Source organism: Candidatus Pelagibacter sp. (assembly GCF_052049835.1).
GTDB lineage: Bacteria > Pseudomonadota > Alphaproteobacteria > Pelagibacterales > Pelagibacteraceae > Pelagibacter.
In genome coordinates this window covers 128,906-144,061 of sequence record NZ_JBNGZF010000016.1, presented here as the reverse complement: position 1 = coordinate 144,061, position 15,156 = coordinate 128,906, and the positions used below count along the sequence as shown (strand labels likewise).

Genomic DNA, 15,156 nt, shown 5'->3' with positions numbered 1-15,156 from the left:
TATCATAACTGCTTCTAATGGTATTGAAATTGATGATTTAAAAAAGTCATTAAACATTCAAGGAGAAAATATAGTTTTCGATAGAGGAAAAAATATCATAACTGCTTCTAATGGTATTGAAATTGATGATTTAAAAAAGTCATTAAACATTCAAGGAGAAAATATAGTTTTCGATAGAGGAAAAAATATCATAACTGCTTCTAATGGTATTGAAATTGATGATTTAAAAAAGTCATTAAACATTCAAGGAGAAAATATAGTTTTCGATAGAGGAAAAAACCTCCTTTTTTCTAATACTGAGTCAAAAATTAAAGATAAATATTCTAACTTAATCAGTACAAATAAATTTGACTATAAAATAAATCAAAAGAATTTAAATATTTTTAAAGCCACCATGAAAGATAATAGAAAAAATTCCTTTGAAATAGAATCGGCATATATTGATACACAATCAAATTTATTAATTGGAAAAAATATAATTATCAATTTAAATAATGAGTATTTTAATAAAGATAACGAACCTAGACTTAAAGGTGAAAAAATAAAATATGAAAATAATATCACAGAAATTTCAAATGGTACTTTTACAGCTTGTAAAAAAACAGAAAATTGTCCTCCTTGGGAATTGTCAGCAGATAAAATAAAACATGATAGTCAAAAGAAAATTATTTCATACAAAAACGTATGGTTAAAAGTTTATGATGTACCTATAGTTTATTTTCCAAAATTTTTTCATCCTGACCCAACTGTAAAAAGGCAGTCTGGATTTTTAATGCCAACTTTTGAAAATACACCTAATAATAATACTTATTTTAGTGTTCCATATTTTAAAGTTTTGGCTGAAAATAAAGACTTAACTTTTACTCCAAGATTTTATGCGAAAGATCAATTTTTGCTTCAAAATGAGTACAGAGAGAGAGAAAAAAATTCAAATTCAATTTTAGATACAAGTTTATTTTTTAACAGTAGTAATAATATTAACGGTCATTTATTTTATAATTTGGATAAAAATTTAAATATTAAAAATTTTAAAAAAAGTAATTTAAAGTTTAATTTAGAACAAGTATCAGATGATACTTATCTAAGGGCAAATAAGCTTGACTCACCAATTATAAAGGATTACGACCTAACAGAGACATCAGTGAAACTTAGCATGTTCTCTGATAATACGAACATTGATAGTGAGTTAAAAGTTTATCAGAAATTAAATGAGACCGATAGTAATAATAAATACGAATATATTTTACCTAAAATTGAATTAACTAAAAGTATTGAAAATAAAACTAAATTAAATGGAAATTTTGAATTTAAAACAAACAATTATATACACAACTATCAGACAACAGTTTACGATAGAGTGAACACAAATAATTTAATATTTAAATCAAATCCTACTATAACTAAAAGTGGATATTATAATAATTATGAATTTATCATTAAAAATTCAAATACAAATTCACAAAATTCAAAATTAAATAAAGAAGGTGAGGATTTATATTTGTCAGGTTTATTTCAATTTAACTCATCATATCCATTAATTAAAAAAAATGCTTTAAACAAATCGCTACTTAAACCTAAATTAACTTTAAAGTTAAGCCCTGGACACACAAAAGATTTAAGTGACAAGGAGTATAAATTAGACGCAGATAATTTATTTGACTTAGATAGAATTTCTTCAAAAGAGACTTTGGAAAGCGGGATTTCAATAGCTTACGGAATAGATTATTCATTCAGTGAGGAAAAAAAAAATAAGGAGATATTTAGTCTCAAATTAGCAAACAACTTAAGGTTAAATGAAAATAATGATTTAGAGAGAAATAATCAACTAGGTTCAAAAGTATCTAATTTTTTTGGTGAAATTTCATATAATCCACTAAGTTTTTTAAATACAAAATATAATTTTTCTGCAAGAAATAATTTATCAGAAATAAATTATCAAAACTTTATTGCAGAGATAAAATTTAACAAATTTATCAATACTTTTGATTACTTAAGGCAAGAAGGTGATAAAAATTCCTATTATTTAAATGAAACTACATACAAGTTTGATGATAGAAATAATTTATCCTTTTCAACTAGAGAAAATTTAAAAACAGATTTAACTGAGTATTATAATTTAGTTTACCAATATAAAAATGATTGCTTGGCAGCAAGTGTTGAATATCAAAAAGATTATTATAATGATAGAGATATTAAACCAAAAGAAAGCATATTTTTTAAACTTACAATTATTCCTTTTGGAGAAAGTACATCTCCAAACCTAAATTAAAAATGCTAAAAAAAATAAATTTAATATTAATTTTTATTTTTATTTTAAATACAAACGCAATATCACAAGAAAATTTCTATATTGTGGCAAAAATTAATAATGAAATAATTACAAATTATGATGTAGAAAAAGAGTCTACGTATTTAAAACTTTTAAATCCAAGTTTAGATCAGTTAAATTATGACAAAATTTTTCAAATTTCTAAAAACTCATTAATTAACGAGATAATAAAAACTAATGAATTAAAAAAAATAATTGATATCAACCAAAATGACACCTTGATTAATAAAATATTTAAAGATTTTTATAAAAATTTAAATTTTTCTAATGAGAAAGATTTTGGATTACTTTTAAAAAGTAAAAATACTTATTCTATATCTAAAGTTAAAGAAAAAATAAAAATAGAATTTTTTTGGAATAAATTAATATTTCAAAGATTTAACGCTCAAATAAAAATCAACAAAGAAGGATTATTAGAAAAAATTAAAAATAGTGATAAATACAAAAATCAATACTTGCTCTCTGAAATATTTTTTACTAAGCAAAATAATCAAAACTTAGAAGACCAGATAAATACAATTACTCAAAGTATAAAGGACTTTGGTTTTAGTAACTCTGCTAGTCTTTACAGTATAAGTGAAAGTTCTAAAAAAGGAGGTAAAATTGGTTGGGTAGATGAAGACAATTTATCGCCTAAAATACTTGATGAATTATATAAAATTAAAAAAGGGCAAATTACTAATATAATAAAAATAGGAAATAATTTTTTAATATTAAAAATTGAGGATATAAAAACAAAAAAAATTAAAGTTAACAAAGATTCTAAGCTAAAAGAAATGATTGAATTTGAACGAAACAGACAACTAAATCAATACTCTAATATTTATTTTAATAAAATAAAAATTAATTATTCAATTGATGAAAAGTAACCCAATAATTATTGTTGCTGGAGAACCAAATAGTATTTTTTTAGAAATTTTTTTTAAAACAATAAAAACAAAAAAATTTAAAAGTCCTTTGGTTTTGATCTGCTCCTTGAGTGTTCTCAAACTTCATATGAAAAAATTAAATTTTAAAAAAAAAATAAATATTATTAATATTTCCAATATGAATAATATTATTTTAAATAATCAAAGTATTAATCTTATAAATGTTCCTTATATACAAAAACCTAAACTTGGAAAGATAACCAGTAAATCTAATAATTATATAAAAGAATCATTTGAAATTGCATTAAAAATTATTAAATCAGGATTTTCGTTTAAAATGATTAACGGACCTATCTCAAAAAAAACTTTTTTAAAAAATAAATTTTTAGGAATTACTGAATATATTTCCAAAAAGACTTCAACAAAAAAAAAGGCAATGCTGATATATAATAAAAAACTTTCTGTTTGTCCTGTAACAACACATTTGCCAATAAATAAAGTTGCAAAAAAAATAAATAAAAAAATAATAATAGAAAAGACAATATTAATTAGTAATTTTTATAAAAAATACCTTCGATATAAACCTAAAATTGCTATCACCGGTTTAAACCCTCACTGTGAAAGTTTTTCAAAGAAAGAAGATGAAAGAATAATAAAACCTGCAATAAAACAATTAATAAAACATGGATACAACGTGTCTGGACCCTATGCTGCAGATACAATATTTTTAAATAATAACCGTAAAAAATTCAATGTAATCATTGGAATGTATCATGATCAAGTATTAGGACCACTAAAATCGCTACATGAGTTCGATGCAATAAATATTACTGTTGGACTTCCGTTCATAAGAATTTCTCCTGATCACGGACCAAATGAAATTATGCTAGGTAAAAATAAATCAAATCCACTCAGTTTAATTAAAGCAATTACTTTTTTGGACAAAAATTGATTAAAGCAAAAAAAAGTTTAGGGCAAAATTTTCTGACCGATAAAAATATTTTAGAAAAAATTGTTAATATTGTCCCAATCAAAGGAAAAACGGTTTTAGAAGTTGGGCCAGGAAGTGGTAACCTAACTTCATTTATACTGAATAAAAACCCAAAAAAATTTATTGTAATTGAAAAAGATAATGATTTAGTTAGATATCTTGATGAAATTTTTAACAATCAAATCACAATTATCAATGAAGATATTTTAAATATTGATGAAAAGATTTTATCGAAAGATAAATTAACAGTATTTGGTAACTTGCCCTATAACATATCTACAGAGATCTTGAGTAAATGGATTGTAAATTTAAAAAATAATTTCTGGTTTGATCACTTAATATTAATGTTTCAGAAAGAAGTTGCTGAAAGAATTATTGCAAAACATAATACATCACAATATGGCAGATTATCTGTTTTAGCTAATTGGAAACTAGATATTAAAAAAATATATGATGTCAAGCCACAATCATTTTCACCAAAACCAAAAATAGATAGTACTATTTTATATTTCAGTCCAAAAAAAAATTATCATGAGCTTAAGAATTCAAAAAATCTTGAAAAAGTTACAAGAGTATTTTTTCTTCATAGAAGAAAAATGTTAAAAAAACCTTTTAATCAAATTTTTAATGGTAACCAAAATGTATTAAATAAATTAAAAATTGACTTAAATTTAAGACCACAAAACTTAAATTATGAAATGTATTATCAATTAACCAGTGAATATGAAAAATTAATTTGTTAATTTGTTTATGTGATTTCTTACAAATTCTAAATCATAATCTTTTGAGCCATTATTTATTTCTGCATTGATTAAATTATTAATTTTTTCAAAACATAAATCTAATTGATCATTTATAATTACATAATCATAATTTATCCAATGAAGAACATCTCTCTCAAATTGTCTCATTCTTTCAGCAACTATCATTTTATCTTTCATGTCTCTATTTTGAAGTCTATCGTATAAAACTTCTTTACTTGGTGGCAGAATAAAAAAAGTTATTAATTTGTAATCTAATTTTTTGTTTTTGATTTGATCTGCGCCTTGCCAATCAATATCAAACAATACATTTTTTCCTTTATCTAATTTTTCAATAACTGGTGTGCGTGTGGTTCCATAAAAATTATTAAAAACTTTAGCATATTCAAGAAATTCTTGATTTTTAATTAATCTTTGAAATTCATTAACATCAACAAAAAAATAATCTTTTCCAATATTTTCGTTTGATCTTGGAGATCGGGTTGTATGTGAAATAGAAATGTCAAAGTTATCTATTTTAGATAACATTTTTACTAAAGTTGTTTTGCCTGCTCCTGATGGAGAAGATAATATTATCATTACCCCATGTTTGTTTAAGGGCATTTACTTACTAATTTGCTTTTCCTTCGATAAATTTAATAGCATCACCAACTGTTAAGATCTTCTCAGCTTCGCTATCTGAAATTTCAGAACCAAACTCTTCCTCGAAGGCCATAACTAATTCTACAGTGTCTAAGCTATCTGCGCCTAAATCATCTGTGAAACTTGCTTCGTCGGTTACTTTGTTTTCATCAATTCCTAAGTGATCTGCTACTATTTTTTTTACTTTGCTTGAAACGTCTTCTGACATATTGATCCTTTTTTGTTATAAATTCTTAATAGTTTAAAAACTTAGTTTGTCAAGCCATATACATTCCTCCATTAACATGTAACGTTTCACCGTTAATATAGCTTGATTGGTTTGAGCATAAAAAAAGTACTGCTTTTGCAATATCATCAGGCTCACCCAGTCGACCAGAAGGAATTTTTGATATTATAGCCTCTTTAAACTTATCATCTATTTTATCAGTCATTGCTGTTTTAATGAAACCAGGTGAAATACAGTTTATATTTATATTTTTCTTTGCGTATTCTATTGCTAAACTCTTCGACATCGCAATTATGCCTGCTTTGGATGCAGTATAATTTGACTGTCCTAAGTTTCCCGTATGACCAACAACCGATGTAATATTAACAATCTTGCCAGATTTATTTTTTAACATTTTTTTTATAGCAAATTTACTCATTAAAAAAGTTGATGTTAAATTAATATCAATTACTTTTTGCCATTCATCTAGACTCATTCTTATTGCTAAATTATCTTGAGTAACACCTGCATTGTTAACTATACAATCTAAACTACCGCCAAGTTCTTTTGTTGCGTTTTCAATAAATTCTTCAATTTTGCCACTTTGAGAAATATCAAATTTTAAAGTTTTAATATTTCTGTGCTTTTCTTTCAGTTCTGCAAGTTTCTCTATTCTTGTACCTGAGGCTAAAATATTTACTCCAGCATGATTTAAATTTTCAATTATTGAATTTCCAATTCCACCAGATGCTCCAGTAACGATAATATTTTTACCTTTTAAATCTGTCATATTTTTAAACCTTCAATATCACTTTGACTATTAATTGTATCTATTTTAACATCTCTACTAATTCTTTTTACCAAACCTGACAAAACTTTCCCAGGTCCAATTTCAATAAAATGATTTACACCATTTTCTATCATATTAATCACACTTTCTCTCCATCTAACTCTATTCTCTATTTGCTTAATTAGGAGCTTTTTAAGCTCGTCTGGATCTTTAATTTCATTAGCAGTAACGTTTGAAATTAATTTATTTTGTCCTTTTTTAAAATTAAGTTTATTTAACTCTTCTGTCATAATTTTCGTTGCATTATTCATCAAATCACAGTGGAAAGGTGCGCTTACTGGAAGTTTTATATTTTTTATTGAATTATCCTTTAAAATTTGAATTAACTTTTCTAAATCCTCTGCTTTTCCACTCAAAACGATTTGACCTTCGGAATTATCATTCGCAATTTGTACTTTTAGATTTTCTTTATTTTCTGTTAAAATCTTTTCAATTACCTCAACCGTTGAGCCTAATACCGCAACCATTCCTCCCTGCCCTTTAGGTACAGAGTTTTGCATAGCATCTCCTCTAATTCTTAATATTTTTAAAGTATCTGAAAAATCTAAATATCCTGCGCATGATAAAGCTGAATATTCACCTAAAGAGTGTCCAGCAAAGTATTTTGCTTTATTTAAATCTAATTTGAATTCATTTTTTGCAACATTGAATATTGAGTAACTTATTAAAAATATTGCTGGCTGTGTGTTAGCTGTTAAATCTAACTCTTCCTTGGGCCCTTCTAAAATAAGCTTAGAAATAGAAAAATTTAGTATATCATCTGCCCGTTTAAACAGCTCTTTTACAATATCAAATTTATCATAAAACTCTTTTCCCATTCCTACTAATTGAGATCCCTGACCTGGAAAAATTACTGAAAACATATAAAAAAAACTAATATTTTTTCCTTTTTAACTATTGTAATTGAACTTTTATAATAGTATATCCTCATTTTTTATTAAAGAACTATAATGAATTTATACGAACATACTATAATAGCTAGGCAAGATACTTCGCCAAGTGAATTAAAGCAACTAACAGAAAAATATTCTAAAATAGTTGAAAAAAATGATGGCGAAGTTGTTAAAACTGAAAACTGGGGATTACTAAACTTATCTTACCTCATAAAAAAGAATAAAAAAGGAAGCTACATTCATTTTAAAATAAAAGGCAAAGGGAATGTAATTGATGAATTAGAAAAAAATGAGGCTATAGACAAAAAATTACTGAGATATCTTACAGTTAGAGTAAAAAAATTTAATCTAGAAACAAACTATTTTGGAAAAAAAGAAGATAGTGAAAAAAAAGAAAGTCCTAAAAACTAATGCCAAAAAGACAAAGTGGGAATAAAAAAGGTAAACAAAGTAACTTTGCAAAATTAAGTATTTTTCAACCAAATAAATATAAGTTCAAAAAAACTTGTCCATTATCAGTCAAAGGTGCTCCAGAGGTAGACTATAAAAATATTAAACTATTAAAAAAATATGTGTCTGAGAATGGTAAAATTTTACCATCAAGAATCACAAATGTATCTCAAAAGAAACAAAGAGAACTTTCTCTTTCAATCAAAAGAGCTAGAAACTTAGCGCTACTATAGTATGAAAGTAATTTTATTAGAAAACGTCAAAAGAATTGGATCTATAGGTGAAGTAATAGATGTGAAAAGAGGTTTTGCTAGAAACTTTTTAATAGCTAATAAAAAAGCTCTTTATGCATCAAAAGAAAATATTAAAGATGTTGAAAAAATTAAAGCTGAGTTATCTAAAAAAGATAATGAAAAGAAAAAAGAAGCTTCTCAAATAGCTGAACAAATCAATGGAAAAGAATACTATGTAAAAAAACTAAGCACAGAAAATAATGAATTATATGGTTCAGTTAAACCAACTGAAATTTCAAAACTTATTCAAGAAGAAAATAAAATTGATATCAAACCTTCAATGATACAACCAGTTGAAGAAATAAAAGCTTTAGGAAAATTCAAAGTTAAAATTTCTTTACACTCGGAAGTTGATGCTGAAATTACCATCAATGTTTCCTCTGCTGATACAATTTAGTAATTATACATTATTTTCCCCAGCACCAATTTATAATTTGATTTAATTAATTTTCATGTAAGTTAATTCTTATGGAAAACAATTTGAGTATTGTTAAAGATCAATTTAAGGAATTACCTAATAATATTGAAGCAGAACAAGCTGTAATAGGATCAATTCTTGTCAGTAATGATATTTTTGATGAAATAAATACAATAATTTCTAGTATTAACTTTTATGATCCAATGCATCAAAAAATATTTGAAGCAGTAGAAAGTCTTATCTACAAAGGAATGTTGGCCAACCCCATTACATTAAAAAATTATTTTGAAGATGAGAAAGATGATCTAAATGTTCCCGAATACTTAGTTAAAATTACAAAATTTTCTACATCTGTTAGGCAGGCAATAGAATATTCAAAAATAATTTACGATATGTTTGTAAGAAGAGAATTAATAAAAATTTCTGAACAAACTATTGATAGTGCAAAAATAAATGACCTTGATACTAACGGTCAATCTATAATCGAAAGTTCAGAGAGATTATTGTTTGATTTAGCTGAAAAAGGATCTTTCAATTCTTCTTTGGTAAAATTTGATGAAGCAATGAAACAAACTATTGAGATGGCTTCAGCTGCTTATAAAAATGAAGAAGGGATTGTTGGTATTCCTACAGGTTTAAGAGATTTAGATGATAAGCTTGGTGGTTTACACCAATCAGATTTAATTATTATTGCTGGTCGACCATCGATGGGTAAAACTTCACTTGCAACAAATATTGCATTTAACGCTGCACAAAAACTACAAGAGAGTGGTAAAAAATCATCTGTAGCTTTTTTTTCTCTAGAAATGTCTTCTGAGCAATTATCTACTAGAATTATTTCTGAACAAGCAAGAATAAGTTCTAATGATATTAGAAGAGGAAGAATATCAGATGACCAATTTGATAAATTTTTAGAAACGTCAAAAAATATTTCCGAACTTCCACTTTATATTGATGAAACTCCAGCAATAAGTATTGCTGCTCTTAGTAATCGAGCAAGACGCATTAAAAGGCTTTTTGGTCTCGATATGATCGTGGTTGATTACATTCAATTAATGAGAGGAACTACATTTAATAAAGATGGAAGAGTTCAAGAAATCTCACAAATCACTCAAGGACTTAAAGCAATAGCCAAAGAACTTTCTGTCCCTGTTGTGGCTCTTTCGCAGTTGTCTCGACAGGTAGAACAGAGAGATGATCATAAGCCTCAATTGGCAGATTTGAGAGAGTCCGGTTCAATTGAACAAGATGCTGATGTTGTGATGTTTGTTTACAGAGAAGGATATTATTTACAGAGAAAAGAACCAAGAGAAGCAACTGTTGAGCATGCAGAGTGGCAAGCAAAAATGAATGAAGTTGCACATATAGCTCAAATTATAATTGGAAAACAAAGACATGGTCCTATTGGTAATGTAACTCTTGAATTTGAGGAAAGATTTACAAAATTTAAGGATACTCAATTAAGTTAATTTCCAATATAAAGAGCTTGAATGATAGCTCATTTTTATCAAAACGTTATCCTTAAAAATCCTAAAGCAATATTTATATTGTTAATTATTACTATTTTAAGTTTTGGATACTATTCAAAAAATTTTAGGTTAGATGCTTCATCAGAAACCTTATTAATAGAGGGTGACCCAGATTTAGAATACTTGAAAGAAGTCTCCGAAAGATATGGATCTAAAGAATTTTTAATTCTTACCTATACACCAAATGAGGGAATGGCAACTGACTCATCAATTAATAATTTATTAAGTTTAAAATATAAAATTCAGAGCCTAAATTGGGTCCATAGTGTAATTACTTTGTTAGATGTTCCACTTTTAAATAATTCAGAAGCTCCCCTTCAAGAAAGACTAGAAAGCTTCAAAACATTAAAAGATGAAGATGTTGATAGAGATAGGGGATTTAAAGAAATTTTAAATAGTCCTGTTTTTCGAAATTTTGTAATTAGCGAAGATGGCAAAACTAGTGGAATAATTGTTAACATTAAGCAATCTCAAAAATTAGAAGATATAGAAAATAAATCAAAAAAAGAAGTTGAACTAATTAAAGATCAAATCAAAAAACAAAACCACCAAAATATTTTAGAAATTAGACAAGTTATTCAAAGTTATGATGATGTTGGAAAGATTTATCTAGGAGGAATACCAATGATTGCTGATGATATGATGACTTTTATCAAAAGCGATATAATAGTTTTTGGTTTGGGAGTTCTATTATTTATAATTGCTACTTTGTGGTTTGTTTTTAGAAATCTTCTTTGGATTATTGTTCCTATAAGTAGTTGTTTTTTTTCTGTAATAATAATGATGGGATTACTTGGATTGCTAGGATGGAAGGTTACGGTGATCTCATCAAATTTTATTGCGCTTATGTTGATTTTGACAATGGCAATGAATATTCATATGAGCACAAGATTTCTTCAAATTAAAAAAGATTTTCCATCAAAAAATAATTTTGAAATCATTTCACTAACTACTTCAAAAATGTTTTGGCCAATTCTTTATACTGTTCTAACGACAATTTTCGCTTTCTTATCTTTAATCTTTAGTGAAATAAAACCAATTATTGATTTTGGCTGGATGATGACTTTTGGTTTGATTACATCATTCATCGTTACATTTACTCTACTACCTACCCTTTTAAACTTTGCACCCACAAATAATATTTCAGTTAAAAAAGAACAAAAATCTAAAATCACAAATTTACTTGGTTTAATTTCTCTTAATAATAAAAACTCAATCTTATTAGCAACTGGAATAATTATCATTTCAAGTATTATTGGAATAAGTAAGCTAGAGGTTGAAAATAGTTTTATAAATTACTTTGATAAGAATACTGAAATTTATAAAGGTATGAAGCTTATAGATGAAGAGCTAGGTGGAACCACACCTTTAGAAGTTATTATAAAATTTCCGGAAAAAGAAAAAGTGAAAAAATCTGAGGAAGATGATGAATTTGATGATTGGGGTGATGAAGAAGATGCTAATGATGAAAAATATTGGTTTACCAAAGATAAAATTGATCTAATTGCATCTGTACATAATTACTTAGACAGCTTACCTGAAATTGGCAAAGTTCTATCTTTTTCATCTATTATTGAAGTTGCTACTCAATTAAATAACAATAAACCTTTAGGCACTTTAGAAATGGGAGTGCTCTACTCTAAAATTCCTGAGAGCATTAAAACTGAAATCATCGATCCCTATCTTTCTATTAAAGATAATGAAGCTCGAATTAGTCTAAGAATTATAGACTCGCAAGAAGATTTAAGAAGAAATGATTTAATTAACAAAATTCATTTTGATTTAAAAGATAAATTTGGTTTAGATAAAAAAGATTATAAACTAGTAGGTGTGTTAATATTATTTAATAATTTATTACAAAGTCTTTTTAAATCTCAAATTTTAACATTGGGATTAGTAATGATTGGAATATTTTCAATGTTCGTAATCTTATTTAGAAATATTAAACTTTCATTGATTGGTGTTGTTCCAAATTTTATTGCTGCTTTTTTTATCTTAGGAATAATTGGATTGTTAGGAATACCTTTAGATATGATGACTATAACAATTGCAGCAATTACGATAGGAATAGCAGTAGATAATAGTATTCACTATATTTACAGATTTAAAGAAGAGTTTAATAAAATAAAGGATTATAAAAAGACGTTAAAAACTTGTCATTCAACTGTTGGTGTTGCTATTCTAAACACTTCAATTACTATTGTTTTTGGATTTTCAATTTTAGTGTTATCGAAGTTTATCCCAACAATTTATTTTGGTGTGTTTACAGGGCTTGCTATGTTATTGGCTATGATATCGGTATTAACACTACTTCCTGCATTAATCTTAATAATTAAACCTTTTGGCAAATCATCTTAATGTTAGAAATCATACAAGATTTTTATAAAGCAATATCAATAATTGATTTAATTTATTTAATTTTAACAATCCTTTCTTTGATAAATTGTTACAAAAAGGGCTTCATTTTAAGTATTCTCTCAATGGCAAAATGGTTGCTTGCATATATAATAACATTAATTCTATTTCCGAAAATTAAACCCTATGTAAAAGACATAATTGATAACGAGTATGTGCTTGATGTTAGTTTGGGAATAGTAATATTTGTTGTAGTTATCTTTTTGGTTTTATTAGTTAATAAAGGAATCAGTAGAGCGGTCAGATATACAGGAATCGGTGGCTTAGATACAATGTTTGGATTCTTTTTTGGTTTTATAAGAGCTTACATTATTTCTTTATGTATCTTTTCAGGTGTTCATATCGTTTATAATTATGATAAATGGCCAATAAATTTTGACAAATCATACGTCTTTCCATATTTAGAAAAAGGTAGTAATTATCTGATAAAAGAATTTCCTAATGAAAAAACATATCAAGATTCTAAAGAAAAAATTAAAGAACTATAATCCAAGATTAAAGGAAGAGTGTGGAGTTTTTGGTATCAGCAATGCAAAGGATGCGTCAGCTCTAACTGCGCTTGGATTACATGCCCTACAACACAGAGGTCAAGAAGGATGTGGAATAGTTACTTTTGATGGAGAAAAATATTATTCTGAAAAAAGATTTGGTTTAGTTGGCGATAATTTTAACAAAGAAAAAGTGCTTAACAATCTTAAGGGAAATTATGCAATTGGCCATAATAGATACAGCACAACTGGAAACAATATATTAAGAAATATACAACCTTTTTTTGCTGATACTAATGCAGGTGGTATTGGAGTTGCTCATAATGGAAATCTTACTAATTCAATTGCTTTGAGAAATAAACTCGTTGAAGATGGAGCTATATTTTACACTACATCAGATACTGAAACGATTGTCCAATTAATTGCTAAATCAAAAAGACCAAAAACAATTGACAAAGTAATTGATGCAATTTTTCAAATCCAAGGTGGTTATGCATTAGTGATGTTAACGCAAAACTCACTAATTGGAGTTAGAGATCCTTATGGAATTAGACCATTAGTAATTGGTAAGCTTGGAAATAGTTATGTCTTAGCATCTGAAACTTGTGCATTCGATATTATTGGTGCTAAATTTGTTAGAGAAGTTGAAAATGGAGAGATAATTTTAATTGAAAATAATGAACTTAAAAGTATTAAACCCTTCCCCGCTAAAAAAGTTAGACCTTGTGTATTTGAATATATTTATTTTTCAAGGCCAGACAGTCTAATAGGGGGGAAAACAGCTTATGAGCATAGAAAAAATATTGGTAGAGAACTTGCAAAAGAAAATGATACTGATGCTGATATAGTGGTTCCGGTTCCAGACTCTGGAAATGCTGCAGCTATGGGTTTTGCTCAAGAATTAAAAATGAATTTTGAGCATGGATTAATTCGAAACCATTATGTTGGAAGAACTTTCATCGAGCCAAGCCAAAAAATTAGAAGCTTAGGTGTTAAATTAAAATTAAATGCTAATCAAACTACAATTAAAAATAAAAAAATAATTCTAATTGACGACTCTCTTGTTCGAGGAACCACATCACATAAAATAGTTAAAATGCTTTATGATGCTGGTGCAAAAGAAGTTCATGTTAAAATTGCATGCCCTGAAATAAGATATCCAGATTTCTATGGTGTAGATACACCTACAAAAAAAGAATTGCTAGCTGCGAATAAAACAAATGATGAAATTTGCGAATATATTGGAGCTAAAACTTTGAGATTTTTATCAATTGAGGGTTTGTATAAAGCAATTGGTTTTGAAAAAAGAAACGAAACATATCCACAATTAACAGATCATTATTTCACAGGTGAATATCCTGTTAAATTAGTAGATGAATTAGGCGATAATAAAATAACTCAGTTATCTTTACTAAGTACAGGATCAAACAATTAAATTATGAAAACAGTAAATTTTACTGAAATGAAAAACGGAACTAAGGAAGATTATGAGCTTCTTGAAAAATTTGAGAAAAACTTTGAAAGACAAACAGCTGAGAGAGTTTTAAATTATTTATCTAAACAAACTACTACTTTAGAAGGTTATAAAATCACAAGATTGGAACATTCTTTGCAAGCAGCAACAAGAGCATTTAAAAACAAAGAAAGTGATGAAATGGTTGTTGCAACTTTATTACATGATATTGGGGATGATTTAGCACCAATGAATCATTCTCAATATGCTGCATCGATACTAAGACCCTATGTTTCGGAAAAAACCTATTGGATTATTCTACACCATGGTCTTTTTCAAACTTATTACAGTGCACATCATTTAGGTGGCGATAGAAATGCAAGAGATAAATTTAAAGACCACAAGTATTATCAAGATACTATAGATTTTTGTGAAAAATATGATCAATGTTCTTTTGATCCTGATTATAAAAGTATGTCTTTGGATGATTTTAAGCCATTAGTTAAAAAAATATTCGCAAAAGAACCTTATTATTATCTTTAAATTTAGATATAAATCACTATTTACAGC

Annotated in this window: 16 protein-coding genes; 12 read left to right on the top strand and 4 right to left on the bottom strand. The window is 26.7% G+C overall.

Annotated elements, in window-relative coordinates; genetic code table 11:
* The 4 genes from ACTT9R_RS06255 to rsmA all read left to right on the top strand — a co-directional run.
* Window positions 1-2,269 (top strand): LPS-assembly protein LptD (locus ACTT9R_RS06255; RefSeq protein WP_440927150.1); only part of this gene is annotated, 2,269 nt, incomplete at its 5' end.
* Window positions 2,270-2,352: 83 nt separating this feature from the next.
* Window positions 2,353-3,198 carry a peptidylprolyl isomerase gene (locus ACTT9R_RS06250; RefSeq protein ID WP_440927149.1) on the top strand — a complete coding sequence of 282 codons (846 nt, stop codon included), beginning with the start codon at window positions 2,353-2,355 and terminating at the stop codon, window positions 3,196-3,198.
* On the top strand, window positions 3,188-4,150 hold the full coding sequence (locus tag ACTT9R_RS06245; protein ID WP_440927148.1) for a 4-hydroxythreonine-4-phosphate dehydrogenase PdxA: 963 nt from the start codon (window positions 3,188-3,190) through the stop codon (window positions 4,148-4,150). Before ACTT9R_RS06250 ends, ACTT9R_RS06245 begins: the two co-directional genes overlap by 11 nt.
* On the top strand, window positions 4,147-4,932 hold the full coding sequence (gene rsmA, locus ACTT9R_RS06240; RefSeq protein ID WP_440927147.1) for a 16S rRNA (adenine(1518)-N(6)/adenine(1519)-N(6))-dimethyltransferase RsmA: 786 nt from the start codon (window positions 4,147-4,149) through the stop codon (window positions 4,930-4,932). Before ACTT9R_RS06245 ends, rsmA begins: the two co-directional genes overlap by 4 nt.
* On the opposite strand, the gene gmk is transcribed toward rsmA, so the two are convergent.
* Genes gmk through fabD form a run of 4 tightly spaced genes read right to left on the bottom strand, consistent with a single transcriptional unit; the run spans window position 4,921 to window position 7,510 of the window.
* The gene (gene gmk / locus ACTT9R_RS06235) at window positions 4,921-5,553 is read right to left on the bottom strand and encodes a guanylate kinase (RefSeq protein WP_440927146.1); all 633 of its coding nucleotides are present in this window, start codon (window positions 5,551-5,553) and stop codon (window positions 4,921-4,923) included. The genes rsmA and gmk overlap by 12 nt on opposite strands.
* 7 nt (window positions 5,554-5,560) lie before the next feature.
* On the bottom strand, window positions 5,561-5,800 hold the full coding sequence (locus tag ACTT9R_RS06230; RefSeq protein WP_440927145.1) for an acyl carrier protein: 240 nt from the start codon (window positions 5,798-5,800) through the stop codon (window positions 5,561-5,563).
* A 49-nt stretch (window positions 5,801-5,849) separates the two neighbouring features.
* Entirely contained in the window at window positions 5,850-6,587 is a 738-nt protein-coding gene (gene fabG, locus ACTT9R_RS06225) for a 3-oxoacyl-ACP reductase FabG (RefSeq protein ID WP_440927144.1), read from the bottom strand.
* Entirely contained in the window at window positions 6,584-7,510 is a 927-nt protein-coding gene (gene fabD, locus ACTT9R_RS06220; protein ID WP_440927143.1) for an ACP S-malonyltransferase, read from the bottom strand. Before fabD ends, fabG begins: the two co-directional genes overlap by 4 nt.
* Before the next feature lie 87 nt (window positions 7,511-7,597).
* Between fabD and rpsF the strand changes: the two genes are divergently transcribed.
* From rpsF to ACTT9R_RS06180, 8 genes are all read left to right on the top strand, one after another.
* Entirely contained in the window at window positions 7,598-7,951 is a 354-nt protein-coding gene (gene rpsF, locus ACTT9R_RS06215) for a 30S ribosomal protein S6 (protein WP_440927142.1), read from the top strand.
* Window positions 7,951-8,223 carry a 30S ribosomal protein S18 gene (gene rpsR / locus ACTT9R_RS06210; RefSeq protein WP_440927141.1) on the top strand — a complete coding sequence of 91 codons (273 nt, stop codon included), beginning with the start codon at window positions 7,951-7,953 and terminating at the stop codon, window positions 8,221-8,223. The genes rpsF and rpsR overlap by 1 nt, the downstream gene beginning before the upstream one ends.
* Before the next feature lies 1 nt (window position 8,224).
* Window positions 8,225-8,680 carry a 50S ribosomal protein L9 gene (gene rplI, locus ACTT9R_RS06205; protein WP_440927140.1) on the top strand — a complete coding sequence of 152 codons (456 nt, stop codon included), beginning with the start codon at window positions 8,225-8,227 and terminating at the stop codon, window positions 8,678-8,680.
* Window positions 8,681-8,751: 71 nt separating this feature from the next.
* Window positions 8,752-10,170 carry a replicative DNA helicase gene (locus ACTT9R_RS06200; RefSeq protein ID WP_440927139.1) on the top strand — a complete coding sequence of 473 codons (1,419 nt, stop codon included), beginning with the start codon at window positions 8,752-8,754 and terminating at the stop codon, window positions 10,168-10,170.
* A gap of 21 nt (window positions 10,171-10,191) precedes the next feature.
* Window positions 10,192-12,588 (top strand): efflux RND transporter permease subunit, encoded by a 2,397-nt coding sequence (locus ACTT9R_RS06195; protein WP_440927138.1) that lies wholly within the window; start codon window positions 10,192-10,194, stop codon window positions 12,586-12,588.
* Window positions 12,588-13,133 (top strand): CvpA family protein, encoded by a 546-nt coding sequence (locus ACTT9R_RS06190; protein WP_440927137.1) that lies wholly within the window; start codon window positions 12,588-12,590, stop codon window positions 13,131-13,133. Before ACTT9R_RS06195 ends, ACTT9R_RS06190 begins: the two co-directional genes overlap by 1 nt.
* Window positions 13,087-14,568: an amidophosphoribosyltransferase gene (purF, locus tag ACTT9R_RS06185; protein WP_440927136.1), complete on the top strand. Its 1,482-nt coding sequence runs from the start codon at window positions 13,087-13,089 to the stop codon at window positions 14,566-14,568. The genes ACTT9R_RS06190 and purF overlap by 47 nt, the downstream gene beginning before the upstream one ends.
* 3 nt (window positions 14,569-14,571) lie before the next feature.
* Entirely contained in the window at window positions 14,572-15,129 is a 558-nt protein-coding gene (locus ACTT9R_RS06180; RefSeq protein ID WP_440927135.1) for an HD domain-containing protein, read from the top strand.
* Window positions 15,130-15,156: the final 27 nt, after the last annotated feature.

What these genes read in the sequence shown, in the direction of transcription:
- ACTT9R_RS06195 (WP_440927138.1), top strand. Translation starts at nt 10,192, where the DNA reads ATGATAGCTCATTTTTATCAAAACGTTATCCTTAAAAATCCTAAAGCA.
- rpsR (WP_440927141.1), top strand. Translation starts at nt 7,951, where the DNA reads ATGCCAAAAAGACAAAGTGGGAATAAAAAAGGTAAACAAAGTAACTTT.
- ACTT9R_RS06230 (WP_440927145.1), bottom strand. Translation starts at nt 5,800, where the DNA reads ATGTCAGAAGACGTTTCAAGCAAAGTAAAAAAAATAGTAGCAGATCAC.
- ACTT9R_RS06190 (WP_440927137.1), top strand. Translation starts at nt 12,588, where the DNA reads ATGTTAGAAATCATACAAGATTTTTATAAAGCAATATCAATAATTGAT.
- rpsF (WP_440927142.1), top strand. Translation starts at nt 7,598, where the DNA reads ATGAATTTATACGAACATACTATAATAGCTAGGCAAGATACTTCGCCA.
- gmk (WP_440927146.1), bottom strand. Translation starts at nt 5,553, where the DNA reads ATGCCCTTAAACAAACATGGGGTAATGATAATATTATCTTCTCCATCA.
- ACTT9R_RS06200 (WP_440927139.1), top strand. Translation starts at nt 8,752, where the DNA reads ATGGAAAACAATTTGAGTATTGTTAAAGATCAATTTAAGGAATTACCT.
- purF (WP_440927136.1), top strand. Translation starts at nt 13,087, where the DNA reads ATGAAAAAACATATCAAGATTCTAAAGAAAAAATTAAAGAACTATAAT.
- fabG (WP_440927144.1), bottom strand. Translation starts at nt 6,587, where the DNA reads ATGACAGATTTAAAAGGTAAAAATATTATCGTTACTGGAGCATCTGGT.
- fabD (WP_440927143.1), bottom strand. Translation starts at nt 7,510, where the DNA reads ATGTTTTCAGTAATTTTTCCAGGTCAGGGATCTCAATTAGTAGGAATG.
- ACTT9R_RS06245 (WP_440927148.1), top strand. Translation starts at nt 3,188, where the DNA reads ATGAAAAGTAACCCAATAATTATTGTTGCTGGAGAACCAAATAGTATT.
- rplI (WP_440927140.1), top strand. Translation starts at nt 8,225, where the DNA reads ATGAAAGTAATTTTATTAGAAAACGTCAAAAGAATTGGATCTATAGGT.
- ACTT9R_RS06180 (WP_440927135.1), top strand. Translation starts at nt 14,572, where the DNA reads ATGAAAACAGTAAATTTTACTGAAATGAAAAACGGAACTAAGGAAGAT.